Raw genomic sequence first — 19,232 nt, 5'->3', positions numbered from 1 at the left:
TCGTGCGGTCGTGACCTCCACCCTGTACCGCGGCGGCGTCGTCCACTCGCCCGCCGACCCGTTCGCCGAGGCGATCCTGATCGAGGACGGCACCGTCGCGTGGCTGGGTGCCGACGACACCGCGGCGGGCTTCGCCGCACGGGCCGACGACGTGGTCGACCTCGACGGCGCGCTCGTCACCCCGGGCTTCGTCGACGCGCACGTGCACGTGCTCGAGACCGGCCTCGCGCTCGAGTCCGTCGACCTGTCGGGCACCGCGTCGCTGGACGACGCGCTGGCCGCCGTGCGTGCCGCGTCCCGGGACCGGGGCGCGGGTGACGGCGTGCTGCTCGGCTTCGGCTGGGACGAGCTGCGCTGGCCCGAGCGACGCCCCCCGACGCGGTTCGAGCTCGACTCCGCGGCGGGCGGCGCGCCCGTCTACCTCGCCCGCGTGGACGTGCACTCGGCGGTCGTCTCGACCTCGCTGGCGGAGCGGCTGGGCCTCGACCGGCTGGCCGGGTGGTCCGACGACGGACGGGTCGAGCGCGAGGCGCACCACGCCGCACGCGAGGCGGCGCGCACCGTCGACGCCGGCCGGCGGACCCGGCTGTACCGCCGAGCGCTCGAGGAGGCGGCGGCACGGGGCGTGGTGTCGGTGCACGAGCAGTCGGCACCGTTCATCGACACCCGGGCGGGCCTCGTCGAGCTGCTGGACCTGACGCGCGACGCGGCCGGCGGGCTGCCGCACCTGGTCGCCTACCGCGGCGAGCAGTGCGTGACGGTCGACGACGCGCGCGAGGTGCTCGCCGCCGTCCCGGGGCTCACGGGCCTCGGGGGGGACCTCAACGTGGACGGGTCGATCGGCTCGCGGACCGCCGCGCTGCGCTCGTCGTACGCGGACGCCCCCGGTGACGGGGTCCTGCACCTGACCGGGGAGCAGATCTGCAACCACCTGACCGCGGCGTCCCGCGCCGGCGTGCAGGCCGGCTTCCACGTGATCGGCGACCGGGCGATGGACGAGGTGCTGCTCGGGCTGCGCGCCGCGGTGGACGTCGAGGGCGCCGCCGCGATCGCGCGGACCGGCGTGCGGCTGGAGCACGCGGAGATGGTCGACGCGCCGACCCTGGCCGCGCTGGTGCTGCTGGGCGTGCGGCTGAGCGTGCAGCCCGCGTTCGACGCCGCGTGGGGCGGTTCCGAGAGCATGTACGCGACGCGCCTCGGCGCGGCGCGTGCGGCCGCCCTCAACCCGCTCGCCGACCTCGCCGGTGCCGGCGTCCCGCTGGCCTTCGGCTCCGACTCCCCGGTGACGCCCGTCGACCCCTGGGCGGGCGTGCGGGCGGCCGTCGAGCACACCGCGGTCGAGCAGCGCATCTCCGCACGGGCGGCGTTCCGTGCGGCGACGCGAGGGGGCTGGCGCCTCGCGGGCCACGACGAGACCGGCGACCTGCGGGTCGGGGCACCGGCGCACCTGGCGGTGTGGCGGGCCGAGCACCTCGCGGTGCAGGCGCCTGACGGTCGGCTGTCCGCGTGGAGCCCGGACGCCCAGGCGGGCACGCCGCTGCTCCCGCTGCTGGGTGCCGACGAGCCGCCGCCGCGCTGCCTGCGCACCGTCCGGGCGGGCACGGTCATCTTCGACGCGATGGCCTGATCCGCCGGATCCTTGCCTCGAGCACCTGGTCAGCGCGTCGCGCGTCGGCGAGCGGGTGAAATCTGGCGGGCCGCCCCGACCGGCCGCGGTGAGGTCGGCCGGCGGTCGGGCGGTGAGCGCCGCGGCGCGCCGGACGGGTCGTACCGACACGCTGTGCGACACGCCGACAACCGGGCCGCATGTCCGGTTCGTGCCGCCACGGTGACCTGCAGCAAGGCCCGTCACCTGCGCCGATGCCGTCTTGACACCCCTCGTCAGCACGGTAGTTTTCCGGGTGACCCACCGCCGGAGGACGGGGACGACGAGGTCGCCACCACCGCCGGACTGGGACGGGACAGGAGGGGTCCAGCACCCGCTCCGAACCGGATCCAGGGGCTCCGACCGGGCCCGCGTGTTCAGTAGACAACGGTGCGCGCTCACGCGCGCGACCGGTACGAAGGACACGCGGGCCGGTCGGTCGGCCTCCGCCCGGAACCGCTGGTCGGAACCGACGGGTTCCTCGCCTAGGCTGAGCCGGTGCCAGCCGCCCGACCGTCCCGCACCTGGACGCTCGTGCTCGCGGTCGCGGGCGGCCTGCTGATGCGGCTGGCGTTCCCGGACCCCGGTTGGTGGCCGGCCGCCTTCGTCGGCATCGCGCTGCTGTACCTCGCGCTCCGCCGCGACAGCGCCCGGTGGAACGCGCTGGTCGGCCTGGTGTGGGGCCTGGCGTTCTACCCGCTGCTGATCACGTGGGCGGACGACGCGGTCGGCCTGGTGCCGTGGCTCGCGCTCTCGCTCGCGTGCTCGGGGTACGTCGCCCTGTTCGGCGCCGCGTGGTCGTGGGCGCGGCGCGGTGAGGCGGTCCGCCGCAGCCGCGGCTGGCAGCTCGTCGTGTTCCCGCTGGTGTGGGTCGCCGTCGAGGAGCTGCTCGCGTTCTGGCCCTTCGGCGGCTTCCCCTGGGGCCGACTGGCGTTCTCCCAGGCGGACTCGACGCTGCTCGCGTTCGTGTCCTGGGGCGGTGTGCCGCTGCTGAGCGCGCTCGTCTGCGTCGTCGGCGTCCTGCTCGGCCAGGGAGCGGCCGCGCTGCGGCAGGCGAACCTCCTCGGCGCGTCGGTCGCCGGGGTGGCGGCGCTGCTCGTCGTGCTCGCCGGTGTCCTGGTCCCGACGCCGACGTCGGCGCAGGAGGGCACGCTCGCGGTCGGTGCCGTGCAGGGCAACGTGCCGGGTCAAGGGCTGGACGCGTTCGGTGAGCGCGAGGCGGTGCTCGACAACCACCTGGCGGGCACGTACGCGCTGCTCGACCAGGTCGAGCCCGGGGACCTGGACCTGGTCCTGTGGCCGGAGAACGGCACGGACATCGACCCGCAGGCGGACGAGCGTGCGGCCGGGCTGATCGACGACGCGGCGCAGGCCGTCGACGCCCCGATGCTCGTCGGGACCGTGCAGTACCCCGAGACCGGCGGGCGCTACAACACCTCGGTCTTGTGGGAGCCCGAACAAGGCGTGGTCGCGTCGTACACGAAGCAGCATCCCGCGCCGTTCGCCGAGTACATCCCGCTGCGCGGCGTCGCCCGCATGTTCTCGTCGGCCGTGGACCTCGTCACCCGTGACATGCTTCCGGGTGACGAACCGGGGTACATCCCCCTCGAGTCGTCCCGGCTCGGGCGCACCGTCGGCATCGGCACGGTGATCTGCTTCGAGGTGGCCTACGACGAGGTGGTGCGCTCCGCGGTGCGCGCGGGTGGGGAGATCCTGGTGGTGCAGACCAACAACGCGACGTTCGGCTGGTCCGACGAGTCGGTGCAGCAGCTCGCGATGTCGCGGGTGCGCGCGGTGGAGCACGGCCGCGCGACCGTGCAGATCTCGACCGTCGGGGTCAGCGCGGTCATCCAGCCCAACGGCGCGGTCACCCAGCGCACCGAGCTCTTCACCGCGGACCAGATGGTCGCGCGGCTGCCGCTGCGGACGTCGCAGACCTGGGCGACGCGCCTCGGGTCATGGCCGGCGTGGGCGATCGACGTCCTGGCGGTGTGCGCGGTGGTCGCGGGCGCCGTCGGCGCCGCCCGGACGCGCGGGACGGACCGGGGGGAGCGGGCGTGAGCACGCGGGTCCTGGTGGTCGTCCCCACCTACAACGAGTGCGAGAGCATCCCGGTCGCGCTGCGCCGGCTCCACGAGCACGCCCCGGACGTCGACGTCCTGGTGGTCGACGACGGCTCGCCGGACGGCACGGGGGCGATCGTCGAGGCGATCGCCGACGACGAGCGCGCGGCGGGCGCCACCCGTCAGGTCACGGTCCTGCACCGCGCCGGCAAGCTCGGTCTCGGCACCGCGTACGTCGCCGGGTTCGGCTGGGCGCTCGAGCGCGGGTACGACGTCGTGGTCGAGATGGACGCGGACGGCTCGCACCGCGCGCAGGACCTGCCGCGGCTGCTCGCCGCCGTTCCGGACGCCGACCTGGTCCTCGGCTCGCGCTGGATCCCCGGCGGCGAGGTCGTCAACTGGCCCAAGAACCGCGAGTGGCTCTCCCGCGGGGCGAACACCTACGCCCGGCTGATGCTCGGCATCCCGGTGCACGACGCCACGGGCGGGTTCCGGGCCTTCCGGGCGGACCTGCTGCGCCGGCTCCCGCTCGGGGAGGTCGCCTCGCGCGGCTACTGCTTCCAGGTCGACATGGCCTGGCGCTCGGTGCAGACGGGGGCGCGCGTGGTCGAGGTGCCGATCACGTTCGTCGAGCGCGAGCTGGGCGCGTCGAAGATGAGCCGGGACATCGTCCTGGAGGCGCTGCTCAAGGTCACGCAGTGGGGGATAGCAGAACGCTCCCGCCGTGTGGCGGGAGCGTTCCGGAGGAGCAGCAGGAGCGACGACGCGAACCAGCGCGTCTGATCCAGCTCGTCTGAACCGGCCCGTCTGAACCGAGGCGGTCCGCGTGGGGTCAGGCGCTGCGGCGCAGCTTGCCCGAGCGGAGCAGGTCGAGCCGCTCGTCGAGCAGCTCCTCGAGCTCGCCGATGGTCCGGCGCTCGAGCAGCATGTCCCAGTGCGTGCGCGGGGGCTTGCCGGGCTTCGCCTCGGGCTTGGACGCGTCACGCAGGAGCGCCTCCGCGCCGCACCGGCACTCCCACACCACCGGGACGTCGGCCTCGACCGAGAACGGCAGGATGATGGTGTGCCCGTTGGGGCAGTCGTAGTGCGCCTGAAGACGAGGGGCGAAGTCAACGCCGTCCTCGGACTCCATGCTCTGGCTCCCGATGCGCATGCCACGCAGGGACCTGTTCGCCATGGGATTGCCTCCGTAGCCGGATTGCGGCCGTCGAGTGTGAGTTCCACCGGTGTCAACGGTGGGGACCGTTCCAGTGTTCCAGCCTGGCGTGAAGGGATCGTGAACGCACGCGGAGAGCGCCGCAGAGGCTTACCGTGCGGGGGTGACCTCCACCACGCAGACGACCCCCGGACCCACCGACGCGAGCCCTGACCAGGGCGGCGGGCGCGCCGACGCCCCCGAGATGACGTTCCGCCGCCTCGGCGACTCCGGCCTGGTCGTCTCGACCGCCGGACTCGGGTGCAACACCTTCGGCGCCACGCTGCCGGACGAGGGCGTCGCCCCGCTGGTGCACGCGGCGCTCGAGGCGGGTGTGACGTTCTTCGACACGGCCGACGTGTACGGCGGCCGCCCTGGGCAGAGCGAGGAGCTCCTGGGGGCGGCGCTGGGCTCGCACCGCGACGAGGTCGTGGTCGCGACGAAGCTCGGCATGGACACCCGGGGCCTCAACGGTCCGGACTGGGGCGCGCGCGGGTCGCGTCGCTACGTGCGGCGCGCCGTCGAGAGCTCCCTGCGGCGGCTGGGCACCGACTGGATCGACCTGTACCAGCTGCACGCCCCGGACCCGGCCACCCCGGTCGAGGAGACGCTCGCGGCGCTGCACGAGCTGGTGGTCGAGGGCAAGGTCCGGTACGTCGGCTCGTCGAACTTCGCCGCGTGGCAGGTGGTCGAGGCCGACTGGACCGCGCGCACCGCCGGGCTCACGCCGTTCGTCTCCGCGCAGAACCGGTACAACCTGCTCGACCGGTCGGCCGAGGCGGAGCTGGTGCCGGCCGCCGAGGCGTCGGGTGTGGGCATCCTGCCCTACGTGCCGCTCGCGTCCGGCCTGCTGACGGGCAAGTACACGCGCGGCGCGGACGCCCCGTCGGGGTCGCGGCTGTCCCGGATGCCGGACCGCCTCGCGAGCGCGGACTTCGACCGGATCGACGCGCTGACCGCTCTCGCCCAGGAGTGGGGCGTCCCGCTCGCCACGCTCGCGCTCGGCGGCCTGGCCGCCCAGCCGGCCGTCGCGTCGGTGATCGCGGGTGCGCGCACGCCGGACCAGCTGCGGTCCAACGTCGCCTCGATCCTCTGGGAGCCGGACCTCGAGCAGCTCGCTGCGCTCGACGACGCCGCGCCCGCCTGAGCGGGCGGTGCGGGGGTGGTGCCGCGCCGCCGCAGCCCGCAGCGCGATCACCCGTCGCCCCGGTGCCAGGCGAGCGCGCGCGGTCCGCGCGGCCCGACGACGACGACGCCGCGCAGCGGCACGCCCGCCGCCGCGGCGCCCGTGGCCAGCGCGGTGACCCACGTGGAGGTGCACACGGGCCGGTGACGTCGTTCCCCGACGATGGCGACGACGACCGAACCCCCGAGCGCGTGCTCGTCGAGCGCGGCCGCGAGGTCCTCCATCAGGGCACCGCCGAAGCCGCGGCCGACGAGCTCGGGGTCGGGCGGGTCGTCGACGACGACCACGGGCCGCAGCGGGCGGTCGTCCGCGTCCAGCAGCAGGCACCACACGGCGAGCGGCCCGCGTGCCTCGGGCCCCACGATCGGCACCAGCACGGTGAGCGCCTCACCCGGCGCCCGCACCGGGAGGTCCATCAGCCCGGCCACGTCCGCGAGGTGGTCGTCGGGGCCGATCGCGTCGCGGCCGTGGCCGTCGGGGTGGGGCGCAGGAGTCACCATGGCGACGAGCGTGCGGCCGGCGGGCGGTCGGCGGGGGAGCGGGCCGGCACCTGTGGACGGCCGTCGGGGGCAGGGGGCTGGGGTCGGGTGGCGCTGAATCGATTCGGCCACCGATCGGGACCGTCCGAGACCTGGTCCCGATGTGTGCGCTCACATAGCGTCCCCGGCATGCGACGGAGCACACGGACCACGGACCCGATCCCGACGGCACCCCGAACGGGGGAGCGCCGACGACGAGGGGGCAGCAGCCCTCGAGCCGGGACCGGCGCCGCGATCGCGGGAGTCGCGGTGGGTGGCCTGCTCGTCGGCGGCGTCGCGCTCGCGCCGGCGGCGACCGCCGCCGCGGGCTGCGCGGCCACCTACACCGTGGCGAGCCAGTGGGGCGGGGGCTTCGCCGCGGACGTGCGCGTCACCAACCTCGGCGACGCGGTGACCGGCTGGACGGTGTCGTGGCGCTTCGCCGACGGCCAGACGGTGAACCAGGCCTGGAACGCGAGCGTCACCCAGAGCGGCAGCCAGGTCACCGCACGCAACGTCGACTGGAACGCGTCGCTCGGCACCGGCGGGTCGGCCGGCTTCGGCTTCATCGGTGCGTCCGGCACGTCCAACACGGTCCCGACGAGCATCGCGCTCAACGGCACGACGTGCACCGGCGCGGTCTCGCCCTCGTCGTCCCCGACGGCGAGCCCGACGACCACCCCCACCCCGACGCCCACGCCGACGCCGACGACGCAGCCCACACCGACGCCCACGCCCACCACGACGGCGCCCCCGGCGGGGGCGTGGCAGGCGGAGCGGCTCGACCGGGGCGTGATCAGCGTGCGCTCGGGCAGCGGGAACCTGGTCCAGTGGCGGCTGCTCGGCACGGACCCGGCGGGCGTGGGCTTCCACGTCTACCGCGACGGCACGCGGATCACGTCGTCCCCGCTCACCACGGCGACGAGCTATCTCGACAACGGCGCGTCCGCGAGCGCTCGCTACACCGTGCGCGCCGTGGTCAACGGCACGGAGCAGGCGGCGTCGGCCGCGAGCCTGACGTTCGCCAACGGCTACCTCGACGTGCCCATCTCCAAGCCGGGCGCGGCCTACACCGCGAACGACGCGAGCGTCGGCGACCTCGACGGTGACGGCGACCTGGACATCGTCCTCAAGTGGGACCCGACGAACGCGAAGGACAACTCGCAGTCCGGCGTCACGGGCAACGTCTACCTCGACGGCTACCGGCTCGACGGGACCCGCCTGTGGCGCATCGACCTGGGCCGCAACATCCGGGCGGGCGCGCACTACACGCAGTTCCAGGTGTACGACTTCGACGGGGACGGCGGCGCCGAGGTCGCGGTCAAGACGGCCGACGGCACCCGCTCCGGCACGGGCCAGGTGATCGGCGACGCGAACGCCGACCACCGCAACTCCTCCGGCTACGTGCTGGCGGGCCCGGAGTACTTCACGGTCTTCGAGGGCCGCGACGGCTCGGTCGGCGCGACGACGAGCTACGTCCCGCCCCGCGGCACGGTCTCGAGCTGGGGCGACAGCTACGGCAACCGCGTGGACCGCTTCCTGGCCGGCACCGCGTACCTGGACGGCGTGCGGCCGTCGATCATCATGGCGCGCGGCTACTACACGCGCGCGGTCGTCGTGGCGTGGGACTACCGCAACGGGACGCTGACGCGGCGCTGGACCTTCGACTCGAACAGCTCGACCTCCGGGAACTCGGCGGTGGCGGGCCAGGGCAACCACTCGCTCGCGATCGCCGACGTCGACGCGGACGGCCGCCAGGAGATCGTCTACGGCGCGGCCGCGATCGACGACGACGGCCGGGTCCTGTGGAACACCCGCACGGGCCACGGCGACGCGGGGCACCTGGGCGACCTGATCCCGAGCCGGCCCGGCCTCGAGTACTACAAGGTCACCGAGTCCGCGAACCAGCCGGACTCCTGGATGGCGGACGCGCGTACCGGTCAGATCCTGTGGCGCACGGCCGCGAAGGGGGACAACGGGCGTGGGGTGTCCGACGACGTGTGGGCGGGCTCGCCGGGCGCGGAGTCGTGGTCGTCGTCCGACTCCCAGCTCCTGAACACCTCCGGCGTGGGCGTGGGACGCAAGCCGTCGTCGACCAACTTCCTGGCCTGGTGGGACGGCGACCCGGTCCGGGAGCTGCTCGACGGCACCAGGATCGACAAGTACGGCACGGGCGGCGACGCCCGGCTCCTGACGGCGTCCGGGGTGCACTCCAACAACGGGACCAAGTCCACCCCGTCGCTGTCCGGTGACCTGCTGGGGGACTGGCGGGAGGAGGTCGTCTGGCCGACGAGCGACGACTCGGCCCTGAGGATCTACGCGACGCCGATCCCGACGAGCCTGCGGCTGACCACGCTGCTGCACGACCAGACGTACCGCGTGGCGATCGCGTGGCAGAACACCGCGTACAACCAGCCGCCGCACACCGGCTTCTTCCTGGGCGACGGCTTCACCCCGCCGGCGCGGCCCTCGGTCTACACCCCCTGACCGGCCGGCCGGGCGCACCCTACGATCGGCGGGTGCGCCCGGTCGGAACCCGCCTCGACGACCGCCAGCTGCGGCTGCTGGACGAGTGGGCCCCGGGGCTCGTCGTGGTGAAGGACCACTCCTGGGGGCTCGTCGGCACGACGGTGCTGGAGGTCGAGCACGACGGGCGGCGCCTGCTGGTGAAGGCGGGCGACGGAGCCGACCACCACCTGGCGCGGGAGATCGACGCGCACGAGCGGTGGCTGGACCCGTGGGTCGCCACCGGCGGCGCGCCCGCCCTGCTCCGAGCGGACCGCGCGGCGAAGCTCCTGGTCCGGCAGTGGCTCCCCGGGCGGCTGGTGCTCGGGTCCCCGGCTGCGGACGACGAGCGGACGTACCGGCAGGCAGGAACCCTGCTCGCGGCGCTGCACGCTCAGGCCTCCGTCGTCGACGACGAGCACGAGGCGCGCGAGAACGCCCGCACGTTGCGTTGGCTGGGCGCCCGGCACCGCATCGCCGACGCGACCGTCGACCACGTCCGCGCGCTCGTCGCGACCTGGCCCGACGCGCCGGCGACGCTCGTGCCGACCCACGGCGACTGGCAGCCCCGGAACTGGCTGGTCGACTCCGGTGTGGTCCGCGTGATCGACTTCGGGCGGGCGGCCTGGCGCCCCGCGATGACCGACCTGGCGCGCCTGGCGGGCCAGGAGTTCGCGCGCGACCCGCGGCTCGAGGCAGCGTTCCTCGAGGGCTACGGCCGCGACCCGCGCGAACCTGCGGCCTGGCATCGCGTGCGGCTCCGCGAGGCCGTCGCCACCGCCGCGTGGGCGCACCAGGTCGGCGACGAGGCGTTCGAGGCGCAGGGCCTGCGCCTGCTCGACCAGGCGCTCGCCGTCTTCTGACGTGGCGTCGTGGCAGCGTCAGACGTCGCCGATGCGCAGGTGGTTGCCGAACGGGTCGCGGATCCCGAAGTCACGGCCGTAGGGCTGGTCCATCGGCTCCTGGGTCACGTCCACGCCCGCGGCGACCAGTCGCTCGAAGGTGCCGTCGACGTCGTCGGTCGTGAAGGCGAGCCACCCGCCGCCCGCGCCCTTGGTGACGAGGTCGCGCACCTGCTCCGCCGTCTTCTCGTCCTGCGCGGGAGGCCCGGGCCGCTCGAGCAGGATCTCCTTGCGGTCGCCGGGCACGCGGACCGTGAGCCAGCGCATGGGGCCGAAGTCCACGTCGGCGCTGACCTCGAGGCCCAGGACGCCGACGTAGAACTCGAGCGCCTGGTCCTGGTCGAGGACGAAGACGGAGGACAGGTTGTTCCGGGTGAGCATGGGAGCCCCTCTCGTGGTGCGTGGTCGGACGTCCGTCACGCTAGGGGCGCCGGCGGCAGGTGCGCTTCTCCGAAACTGCTCGGCCGTCCCCAGCGCATCGCGAACGATCCGGACGCGGGCTGCGGCCGGCCCGCGGTCGCGTCGCGGTAGGCGCGCGGCGAGCAGCCGACGACCTCGGTGAAGGTGCGGCTGAACGTGCCCAGGCTCGTGAACCCCACCTCCATGCACACGTCCGTCACGCTCGAGCTCGTCGTGCGCAGCAGGAACATGGCGCGCTCGACGCGACGCCGCTGCAGGTAGCGGTACGGCGTCTCGCCGAAGACGCGCCGGAACTCGCGCGCGAAGTGCGACGAGGACATGCAGGCGACGCGGGCGAGCGCCGCGACGTCGAGCGGTTCGGCGTACCGACGGTCCATCGCGTCGCGGGCGCGCAGCAGCCGCCGGTTGGTGTCCTCGCTCTCCCGGGTCACGGCGCCCATCCTGGCCCATGCCCGACACGCGTCCGGAGGTGGGCAGGCGCCCGTCGACGGGGCAGGATCGGTGCGTGACCACCTCCGACGAGCAGCAGCGGCTGCGGGACCTCGCCCGGCTGCGCCGGGTGCGGGACCGGATCGACCGGGAGTACGCGCAGCCGCTGGACGTCGAGGCGCTCGCACGCGGCGCGAGCATGTCCGCCGGGCACCTCAGCCGTCAGTTCCGGCTCGCGTACGGCGAGTCCGTGTACGCCTACCTGATGACTCGCCGGATCGAGCGCGCGATGGCACTGCTGCGGATCGGCGACCTGTCGGTGACCGACGTGTGCTTCGCCGTCGGCTGCCAGTCGCTCGGGACGTTCAGCACGCGCTTCACCGAGCTGGTGGGCGTGCCGCCGAGCGTGTACCGCGCGCGGCACCGGCCGGCGGGCACGGGACCGGCGCCGGAGCTGCCGTCCTGCCACGCCAAGCAGGTCACGCGACCGGTCAGGAATCGAGAAGCACGGCCCGCGGCCACGGCCTAGCGTGACGGCCATGGACATCACCATCCACTACGCGTTCCTCCCGCAGACCGACCCGGACGCGACGCTCGCGTTCTACCGCGACCTCCTCGGCTTCGAGGTCCGCAACGACGTGGGGTACGACGGGCTGCGCTGGCTGACCGTCGGACCGCCCGGGCAGCCGGGCACCTCGATCGTCCTGCACCCGCCGGCCGTGGACCCGGGCATCACCGACGACGAGCGGCGCACCATCCTCGAGCTCATCGCCAAGGGCAGCTACGGCGCGGTCACCCTCGCCACGCCGGACCTGGACGGGCTCTTCGAGCGGCTGCAGGCCGCGGACGCCGAGATCGTCCAGGAGCCGACCGACCAGCCCTACGGCGTGCGGGACTGCGCGGTGCGGGACCCCTCCGGCAACCTCATCCGCATCAACGCAGCGGCCTGACGGCCCGCGGCCGTCGCCACCGGCTTGTCGGCGGGGGCGGCTAGCGTGGTGCCCGGCTCACCAGGGCCGCGCACCACGCCGCGCGCCCGGGGCACGCCGGGACCACGAGGGGACACGGGGAGACACGGATGACCGCCACCGCCGGGACCGCCGCACCGCCGCACACCGCCGACTCGCACGACCTCATCCGCGTCGTCGGAGCGCGGGAGAACAACCTGCGGGACGTGAGCCTGGAGCTCCCGAAGCGGCGCCTGACGGTGTTCACCGGAGTCTCCGGCTCGGGCAAGAGCTCGTTGGTCTTCGGGACGATCGCGGCGGAGTCGCAGCGCCTGATCAACGAGACCTACAGCGCGTTCGTCCAAGGGTTCATGCCGACGCTCCCGCGTCCGGACGTCGACGTCCTGGACGGGCTGACGACGGCGATCATCGTCGACCAGGAGCGCATGGGTGCCAACGTGCGCTCGACCGTCGGCACCGCGACGGACGCGAACGCGATGCTGCGCATCCTGTTCAGCCGGCTCGGCACGCCGCACGTCGGCTCGTCGCAGGCGTTCTCGTTCAACGTCGCCTCGATCAGCGGTGCGGGCGCCGTCACGGTCGAGAAGGGCGGGACCACGACCAAGGAGCGCCGCAGCTTCAGCATCACGGGTGGCATGTGCCCGCGGTGCGAGGGGATGGGCACCGTCTCGGACTTCGACCTGTCGGCCCTGTACGACGAGACGAAGTCGCTCAACGAGGGCGCGCTGACCATCCCGGGCTACACGATGGAGGGCTGGTACGGCCGGATCTTCCGCGGGTGCGGGTTCTTCGACGCGGACAAGCCGATCCGCGACTTCACGCCCAAGGAGCTCGACGCGCTGCTGCGCAAGGAGCCGACCCGGATCAAGGTCGAGGGCATCAACGTCACGTACGAGGGCCTGATCCCCAAGATCCAGAAGTCGATGCTGTCCAAGGACCGTGACGCGATGCAGCCGCACATCCGGGCCTTCGTGGACCGGGCGATCACGTTCGGCACCTGCCCGGACTGCGACGGCACGCGGCTCAACGAGGGCGCGCGGTCCTCCAAGATCGACGGCATCAGCATCGCGGACGCGTGCGCGATCCAGATCAGCGACCTCGCGGACTGGGTGCGCGGGCTCTCGGAGCCGTCGGTGGCGCCGCTGCTCGCGACGCTGCGGGAGACGCTCGACTCGTTCGTCGAGATCGGCCTCGGCTACCTCAGCCTCGACCGGTCGTCGGGCACGCTGTCCGGGGGAGAGGCGCAGCGCACCAAGATGATCCGCCACCTCGGTTCCTCCCTGACGGACGTGACGTACGTGTTCGACGAGCCGACGGCGGGCCTGCACCCGCACGACGTGCAGCGCATGAACGACCTGCTGCTGCGGCTGCGGGACAAGGGCAACACGGTGCTCGTCGTCGAGCACAAGCCCGAGATGATCGCGATCGCGGACCACGTCGTCGACCTCGGTCCCGGCGCCGGCACCGCCGGTGGCGAGATCGTGTTCGCCGGCTCCCTCGACGGGCTGCGCGCGAGCGGCACGCTCACGGGTCGGCACCTCGACGACCGCGCCGCCCTCAAGCCGTCGGTGCGTGAGCCGTCGGGCGCGCTCGAGGTCCGCGGCGCCAGCACGCACAACCTGCAGGACGTCGACGTCGACGTGCCGCTCGGCGTCCTCGTGGTCGTCACCGGCGTCGCCGGCTCCGGCAAGAGCTCCCTGATCCACGGCTCGGTGGCGCGTCGCGACGGCGTCGTGTCGATCGACCAGACCGCGATCCGCGGGTCACGACGCAGCAACCCCGCGACCTACACCGGGCTGCTCGAGCCGATCCGCAAGGCCTTCGCGAAGGCCAACGGCGTCAAGCCCGCACTGTTCAGCGCCAACTCCGAGGGCGCCTGCCCGGTCTGCAACGGCAACGGCGTGATCTACACCGACCTCGCGATGATGGCGGGCATCGCGACCACCTGCGAGGAGTGCGGCGGCTCGCGGTTCCAGGCCGCCGTCCTGGAGCTCACGCTCGGCGGCAAGAACATCGCCGAGGTCCTCGCGATGTCCGTGACCGAGGCCGAGCAGTTCTTCGGCGCGGGGGAGGCCCGCACCCCGGCCGCCCACACCATCCTCGACCGGCTCGCGGACGTCGGCCTGGGCTACCTCACCCTGGGTCAGCCCCTGACGACGCTCTCGGGCGGTGAGCGTCAGCGGCTCAAGCTCGCGACGCACATGGGGGAGAAGGGGTCGGTGTACGTGCTCGACGAGCCGACGACCGGCCTCCACCTCGCGGACGTGGAGCAGCTCCTCGGGCTGCTGGACCGCCTCGTCGACTCCGGCCGGTCGGTGATCGTCATCGAGCACCACCAGGCGGTCATGGCGCACGCCGACTGGATCATCGACCTCGGCCCGGGCGCCGGTCATGACGGCGGCAAGGTCGTCTTCGAAGGCACGCCGGCCGACCTGGTCGCCGCTCGTTCCACGCTGACGGCCCAGCACCTCGCTGAGTACGTCGGCGCCTGACCGCCGCCCGCCGGCAAGCGGGCTAGCGGCCCAGGAAGCGGCGCACGGCCTCCACGACGAGCGCGTGGTCGTCGGCCTGCGGCAGCCCGGAGACCGTGACCGTGCCGACCAACCCAACGCCTTCGACGCGCACCGGGAAGCACCCGCCGTGCGCGGCGTACTCCTGCAGGTCGAGTCCGTGCTGGTCGGCGAACGTCGTCCCGCGTGCGGTCGCGCGCAGGCCGACGAGGAACGACGACGCGCCGAACCGCATCACGACGCGCGTCTTGCGCTCGATCCAGCTGTCGTTGTCCGCCGTCGTGCCGGGCCGCGCCGCGTGGAACAGCTGCTGGCCGGCCCTGCGGATGTCGACGGTGACGGCCAGGTCGCGCTCGGTCGCGAGCTCGACGAGCAGGCAGCCGAGCGCCCAGGCGTCGTCGTTGTCGAACCTCGTGAAGACGAGATCGCGCTCCTGCGCCTCGACCTGCGCGATCGTCGCGGTGATCTCGTCGTTCCGGGCTGCGGAGGACGCAGCGCTGGGCTGGCTCATGCGTTCATCGTGCCGCAGAAGCCCTGCCACGGGCACCTCAGGCCGCTGAGGCGCAAACGCCGATAATGTACATTATGTCAGTTCGTCGTCGTCGGGCGTCGGCACTGCTCCTCCTCCGGCAGGCTCGCCTCGCGTGCGTCCTGCGGGTCAGAGGTCGCGCTCGACGGCAACAGCCCAGCCGGCGGGGTCGTCGCCGGCCGGGATCTGGCGCAGACTCTCCGCGAGCAGCGCGGCGTGAAGCCACTGCTCCTCGAGCGACGACAGTGCCGCCACATCGCGGTACCCGTCGAGCACGTGCAGGTGGGCGCCGGGCGGCGGTGGGTCCCAGCTCCGGAACTGGGTCGCGATCGTCGCGGCGCCTCGCGCGAGGTCGAGCACGCGGTGCCCGAGTCCCATGCTGTCGTGGTCGAGCAGCACGGCGGCTCCCCCGTCGGCGATCAGCACGTTCGCCCCCCGGACGTCCCCGTGCACGAGAGTCGTGGTGTCGCCGAGGTTCGCCAGCCCTCCGAGCAGGCTGTCGAGCCGGGCGGCCGCTCGTGGAGCGCGGGCGCGGGCGGGTGCGTCCTCCGGCGGCGCACTGACCGGCCTTGGGCCGGCGGCCCCGAGCAGAGCGTGCGGCACCGGTCCGGGGAGCTCAGGGTCGACCTCGGCCAAGGCGCGGTGCATCCGGGCCAGCGCCGCACCAGTCGCCCGCAGTGCGGCATGATCGAGTGGATCGAGCGGCGCGCCGGCGTTCAGCGGCATGACGAACACCGACAGGGGCACGGGCCCGGCGACCACCACGCGGTGGGTACCGTCCAACGCCGGCACGGGCGCGGCCACGGGCAGGCCCCTGCCGCCGATGAGGGCCACCACCTCCGCGATGCCGGCAAGACGGGCGAACAGCGCCTCGGCGGCACATGCCTTGACGACGAAGGAACGGGGGCCCGCGTGCACCCACGCGAGGAGGTTCTGGTCGCTCAGGACCACGCGCTCGCACGTGACGCGCAGGTCCCAGTGGTCGGCGATCACGACCGTGAGGTGGTGAGCAGCTGCGGTGGCGTCGGCGAAACCGAAGCGCTCCAGGAGGGCCTCATGAGCGTCGACGCTCTCCCACAGCATGGTCACCGAGGGCGCCTTCACGGTGCCGACCCTAGCCCTCCCTCCCCCGCTCGCCGGCGGGCACGGCCGATCGAGCGAGGCAGAGCCCAGCAGGCATGCCTCCCGGCGGCCACACCGGCCACGCCCCACCTGGCGACCCGTGGCCCAGGACTGCCGTGCGCAGGAGCCCAGCCGCCGCTAGCGGTACGGCACTACGGCCATTCGCCCCACTGTGTCGGCGCGTCGGACACGTCCTGCTTCAGCGCGTCGAGCGAGGTGTAGCGGTGCGGGAACGTGTCGGCCGACTCGTCCGACCGCACCAGACTTCCGTCAGGCTCGATCTTGTACGCCCCGACCCCTCCCACCAGGATGAAGCGTGCGGAGCCCCGGAGACGTGTCTCGTGCATGAAGAGCGCGTATGTCGAGCCGGGATCCAGGCGCGAGATCTCCTCAGCCATGAGGTCCAAGGGCAGCTGTGTGACGGGAAGAGTGGCTCGACCATCGCCCTTGATCCACTCCGCCACGGCGGCGCTCGTCGTCACCGCGGACAGGCCGCTCTCCCCCTCCTCGTCAGCAGGCTCCTCGACGGCGTCGTCCCCCATCCTGGCGACGACGATGACATCGGCACGCGCCGCCAGCTCCTCGATGGACTCCACGCCGTACGCGCGGCTCCCGCCGGCCCCTGGATCGATGTGCCGGGCGGGCCGCCGCGCGTCAGGCGACTGCAGCGGCGCCGATGGATCGCTCGTGGCCGTGCGGGCCGGGCCATCAGTCGGGAACGTGCTGCCCCGGCTCTCGCCCTCCGAGCTGGCCGAGGACGGTGTCAGCAGAAGCAGCAGCGAGACGATCGCCGCCGGGGCAACTCTGATTCGTCCCATCGATACTCCGCAGCGTGCGCTGGTCGCCGACGCCGTGTCGACCCACGTCCTGTCTCCTTCATGTCGTCGGCATCAAGAGTCTTGCGACCCGAGCCGCTAGCTCGGCGTGCTTCCGCGACAACCCGGCGGGGATCAGGGCTGGCGCAGCGCGTCGCTCGGCGGCAGCGGAGTCTGCCCAACGCAGCGCGCTGGGCCGCGTCTGGTCGTGGTCGTGGGCCCGTCGAACACCTGGCGCCACAGCGGGCGGCGGCCAGCCGTCGTCAACACGCTCAGTGGCGCCGATGGCGGGGGGCGCGCAGGTCGACTATTCCGCGATCAGACCCGACGATCGCTCGCGGGCCTCCCAGAGCTCATTCGCCACGATCTCGCAGTCCGCAAAACCGCTACGCATGTCCTGGTTCCATACGACGAGTCGCATCTCGCCAGTCGGTCGCGCAATGATCACGATGCCTTCACGGAATTCGTCCGTCCATCGACGAACCGGTCCGACGTAGATGTCCTCTACCTCTTCCCACCTCACAGCCCACACCTTGTAGGGCCGGGGTCGCCGCAGCCACACCTCAAGACCCCGCGGGCTGGCGCTCAAGATCGACACGCCGCCGGGCGTTACCGTAGGCAATCTTCGACCGAACTCAGGTGGAATGGCCACCCACCAGAAATCAGCCGATCCATCTCGCAGGGCAAGGATTCGGCGACGACCGAGTCGCGCTCGGTAGCGCGAGAGCGGATAACCGATCAGGGCAATCAAGGCGGTCGCGATTGCGGCGGCAAGAGCAAGCTGCAAACCGTACTTCTCAAACACGTGGTTCCTCCGTGATCGGGACATGTCCACGATTGCGCACATCGTCAGTCACGTGGTCTCCCGTCAGCTCATGACCCGCCCGGACATGACGTCCCCACCCTGAGCCCGACCGCGGCAGACCGGGCCACGGGGGCGTTCCTCAGTTGTCGAGCGGTGTCGAGATCGTGTTCGTGTTGCTGCCCGCCGCGCCACGCGAGCCGTGCGGCGCGTCGCTGCGGCGGAACGCGACGGCCAGGGCGATCAGCACGGCGCCGAGCAGCTGTGGCACGAACGTGACGACGTTGAGGACTGTCGCACCGAACCCGCCCATCCACGTGAGCACCTCCGCGACCGCGGAACCCGACATGACGAGCCGCTGGGCCAGCCCGGACGTAGCGATGCCCACGACGACGCACGCGACGCCGAGCCACGCCAGCGCCGCCGGCCTGAAACGAAGACGCACACCGGTTCCTCTCGGTCGCGCCGACGCGGTCGTCGTCGTTGTCGACCGCGTCCGGCGTGCCCACACGGTAGCGGCCCGAAGCTCCGCCGTGCGGCCCGACCAGCGCTACTGTCGCTGCTGTGCCGCTCCCGAGGAGGAAGACGCTCCCCCGCGACATCGCGTCCGTCCTGGCCGAGGGCGACATCGAGGCGATGCGACGTGTGTTCGACCGCTGTCATGTCGACGCGACCGGCGGGTCCTCCCGTCACACGACCCTCAGCTTCACGGAGTGCCCCGACGACCTCGCCCGCTGGCTCGTCGACCGGGGCGCGGACGTCGACGCGCGGGACGCCCACGAGCGGACCGCGCTGCACCACCGGCTCGACGACGGTGCGGTCGAGCTGCTCACGTCGCTGGGCGCGGACGTCACGGCGGTCGACTACCTCGGTGAGACTCCCCTGCACCACGCGGCGGGACGCGCGCGTGTGGACGGGGTGCGTGCGCTGCTCAGGCACGGTGCGGACGTGGCCGCGCGCGACCGGGGCGGTCGCACTCCCCTGGCCGTCGCACTGGACCGCTGCACGAACCTCGCGATCGCGCCGACGAGCGAGCTCGCGGCGGTGCTGCTCACGGCGGGCGCCACGGTCGACGACGCGATGCGGGCGCGGGTGACGGCGATCGGCGAGTCGTTCGAGTTCAGCCGAGAGGCCTTCAACCCCGACTACCTCGCGGACACGGATGCCGGGCTGGCGCGCCTGTACGAGCTGTTCGAGGTGGAACCGGTGCCGCCGCTGCGCCGCCACGACGGGTCCGCGCCGATCGAGGTCTCCGCGACGACCTGGCCGGACCAGCACGCCGAGCTCTGGCGGCTCCTGGTCCCGGCTCGGGGCGCGGCACTCACGGTGCAGGGCGAGGTCGTGCGCGTCTGCGGTCGGCTCGGGCGGGAGATCCTCGACAACGGCAGCATCAACTGGGACGCGGACTTCCGTCGGATGACCGACGCGGTGCCCGACTACCTGGCGTCGGGCACGCCGCTGCCGCACGACCAGCGCCAGGAGGCGGCCCACCTCGTCGCGACCGTCCGTACCGGCGCAGCGCGTGCCGACGAGCTCTCCCGGATGACCGAGCTGGCGGTCGGGTGGGTGCTGCTCAACCCGCGTCCGATGGGCCTGGCCGCTCCCGCCTACGCGCGGTGAGAC

General features: G+C 73.2%; 19 protein-coding genes. 10 read left to right on the top strand and 9 right to left on the bottom strand.

Annotated features, from left to right (window positions below; genetic code table 11):
• The first annotated feature begins 10 nt into the window (after nt 1–10).
• The 3 genes from KIN34_RS12740 to KIN34_RS12730 all read left to right on the top strand — a co-directional run bounded on the left by KIN34_RS12740 (nt 11) and on the right by KIN34_RS12730 (nt 4,491).
• Nucleotides 11–1,627, top strand: coding sequence for an amidohydrolase (locus KIN34_RS12740; RefSeq protein ID WP_214351135.1), 1,617 nt, complete (start codon nt 11–13; stop codon nt 1,625–1,627).
• Nucleotides 1,628–2,143: 516 nt separating this feature from the next.
• The gene (gene lnt, locus KIN34_RS12735) at nt 2,144–3,706 is read left to right on the top strand and encodes an apolipoprotein N-acyltransferase (protein WP_307858227.1); all 1,563 of its coding nucleotides are present in this window, start codon (nt 2,144–2,146) and stop codon (nt 3,704–3,706) included.
• On the top strand, nt 3,703–4,491 hold the full coding sequence (locus KIN34_RS12730; protein WP_307858226.1) for a polyprenol monophosphomannose synthase: 789 nt from the start codon (nt 3,703–3,705) through the stop codon (nt 4,489–4,491). The genes lnt and KIN34_RS12730 overlap by 4 nt, the downstream gene beginning before the upstream one ends.
• A gap of 49 nt (nt 4,492–4,540) precedes the next feature.
• On the opposite strand, the gene KIN34_RS12725 is transcribed toward KIN34_RS12730, so the two are convergent.
• Entirely contained in the window at nt 4,541–4,885 is a 345-nt protein-coding gene (locus KIN34_RS12725; RefSeq protein ID WP_214351129.1) for an RNA polymerase-binding protein RbpA, read from the bottom strand.
• Between the two features lie 223 nt (nt 4,886–5,108).
• Here KIN34_RS12725 and KIN34_RS12720 point away from each other — a divergent pair, with 223 nt between their 5' ends.
• Nucleotides 5,109–6,050, top strand: coding sequence for an aldo/keto reductase (locus KIN34_RS12720; protein ID WP_214352122.1), 942 nt, complete (start codon nt 5,109–5,111; stop codon nt 6,048–6,050).
• A 47-nt stretch (nt 6,051–6,097) separates the two neighbouring features.
• On the opposite strand, the gene KIN34_RS12715 is transcribed toward KIN34_RS12720, so the two are convergent.
• Nucleotides 6,098–6,589 (bottom strand): hypothetical protein, encoded by a 492-nt coding sequence (locus KIN34_RS12715; protein WP_214351127.1) that lies wholly within the window; start codon nt 6,587–6,589, stop codon nt 6,098–6,100.
• 168 nt (nt 6,590–6,757) lie between these two features.
• On the opposite strand from KIN34_RS12715, the gene KIN34_RS12710 reads away from it, so the two are divergent.
• Entirely contained in the window at nt 6,758–9,094 is a 2,337-nt protein-coding gene (locus tag KIN34_RS12710) for a rhamnogalacturonan lyase family protein (protein WP_214351124.1), read from the top strand.
• A gap of 32 nt (nt 9,095–9,126) precedes the next feature.
• Nucleotides 9,127–9,975, top strand: a complete 849-nt coding sequence (locus KIN34_RS12705) for an aminoglycoside phosphotransferase family protein (RefSeq protein ID WP_307858225.1) — start codon at nt 9,127–9,129, stop codon at nt 9,973–9,975.
• Nucleotides 9,976–9,993: 18 nt separating this feature from the next.
• Here the strand turns inward: KIN34_RS12705 and KIN34_RS12700 are convergent, their stop codons facing one another.
• Both KIN34_RS12700 and KIN34_RS12695 read right to left on the bottom strand, forming a co-directional pair.
• The gene (locus KIN34_RS12700) at nt 9,994–10,395 is read right to left on the bottom strand and encodes a VOC family protein (RefSeq protein WP_214351120.1); all 402 of its coding nucleotides are present in this window, start codon (nt 10,393–10,395) and stop codon (nt 9,994–9,996) included.
• Nucleotides 10,396–10,430: 35 nt separating this feature from the next.
• Nucleotides 10,431–10,865, bottom strand: coding sequence for a helix-turn-helix domain-containing protein (locus KIN34_RS12695; protein ID WP_307858224.1), 435 nt, complete (start codon nt 10,863–10,865; stop codon nt 10,431–10,433).
• A gap of 74 nt (nt 10,866–10,939) precedes the next feature.
• Here KIN34_RS12695 and KIN34_RS12690 point away from each other — a divergent pair, with 74 nt between their 5' ends.
• From KIN34_RS12690 to KIN34_RS12680, 3 genes are all read left to right on the top strand, one after another.
• On the top strand, nt 10,940–11,392 hold the full coding sequence (locus KIN34_RS12690) for a helix-turn-helix transcriptional regulator (RefSeq protein ID WP_307858223.1): 453 nt from the start codon (nt 10,940–10,942) through the stop codon (nt 11,390–11,392).
• Between the two features lie 10 nt (nt 11,393–11,402).
• Entirely contained in the window at nt 11,403–11,813 is a 411-nt protein-coding gene (locus KIN34_RS12685; protein ID WP_214351114.1) for a VOC family protein, read from the top strand.
• 128 nt (nt 11,814–11,941) lie between these two features.
• Nucleotides 11,942–14,323: an ATP-binding cassette domain-containing protein gene (locus KIN34_RS12680; protein ID WP_214351112.1), complete on the top strand. Its 2,382-nt coding sequence runs from the start codon at nt 11,942–11,944 to the stop codon at nt 14,321–14,323.
• Nucleotides 14,324–14,345: 22 nt separating this feature from the next.
• Here KIN34_RS12680 and KIN34_RS12675 read toward each other — a convergent pair whose 3' ends face one another.
• The 5 genes from KIN34_RS12675 to KIN34_RS12655 all read right to left on the bottom strand — a co-directional run bounded on the left by KIN34_RS12675 (nt 14,346) and on the right by KIN34_RS12655 (nt 18,054).
• Entirely contained in the window at nt 14,346–14,852 is a 507-nt protein-coding gene (locus tag KIN34_RS12675) for a heme-degrading domain-containing protein (RefSeq protein ID WP_214351110.1), read from the bottom strand.
• Between the two features lie 147 nt (nt 14,853–14,999).
• A complete protein-coding gene (locus KIN34_RS12670; RefSeq protein ID WP_214351106.1) occupies nt 15,000–15,974 on the bottom strand; it encodes a phosphotransferase enzyme family protein in 975 nt (324 codons plus the stop codon).
• Nucleotides 15,975–16,144: 170 nt separating this feature from the next.
• Nucleotides 16,145–16,810, bottom strand: coding sequence for a hypothetical protein (locus tag KIN34_RS12665; RefSeq protein WP_214351103.1), 666 nt, complete (start codon nt 16,808–16,810; stop codon nt 16,145–16,147).
• A gap of 304 nt (nt 16,811–17,114) precedes the next feature.
• Nucleotides 17,115–17,612, bottom strand: coding sequence for a hypothetical protein (locus tag KIN34_RS12660; RefSeq protein WP_214351100.1), 498 nt, complete (start codon nt 17,610–17,612; stop codon nt 17,115–17,117).
• 139 nt (nt 17,613–17,751) lie between these two features.
• Complete coding sequence (locus KIN34_RS12655) at nt 17,752–18,054, bottom strand: hypothetical protein (protein WP_214351097.1); 303 nt, start codon at nt 18,052–18,054, stop codon at nt 17,752–17,754.
• 119 nt (nt 18,055–18,173) lie between these two features.
• On the opposite strand from KIN34_RS12655, the gene KIN34_RS12650 reads away from it, so the two are divergent.
• The gene (locus KIN34_RS12650; RefSeq protein WP_307858222.1) at nt 18,174–19,229 is read left to right on the top strand and encodes an ankyrin repeat domain-containing protein; all 1,056 of its coding nucleotides are present in this window, start codon (nt 18,174–18,176) and stop codon (nt 19,227–19,229) included.
• The last annotated feature ends 3 nt before the right edge of the window (nt 19,230–19,232 follow it).

The sequence above is a fragment of the Cellulomonas fulva genome (assembly GCF_018531375.1).
GTDB lineage: Bacteria > Actinomycetota > Actinomycetes > Actinomycetales > Cellulomonadaceae > Cellulomonas > Cellulomonas fulva.
This window is presented reverse-complemented; position numbering and strand designations above follow the sequence as displayed.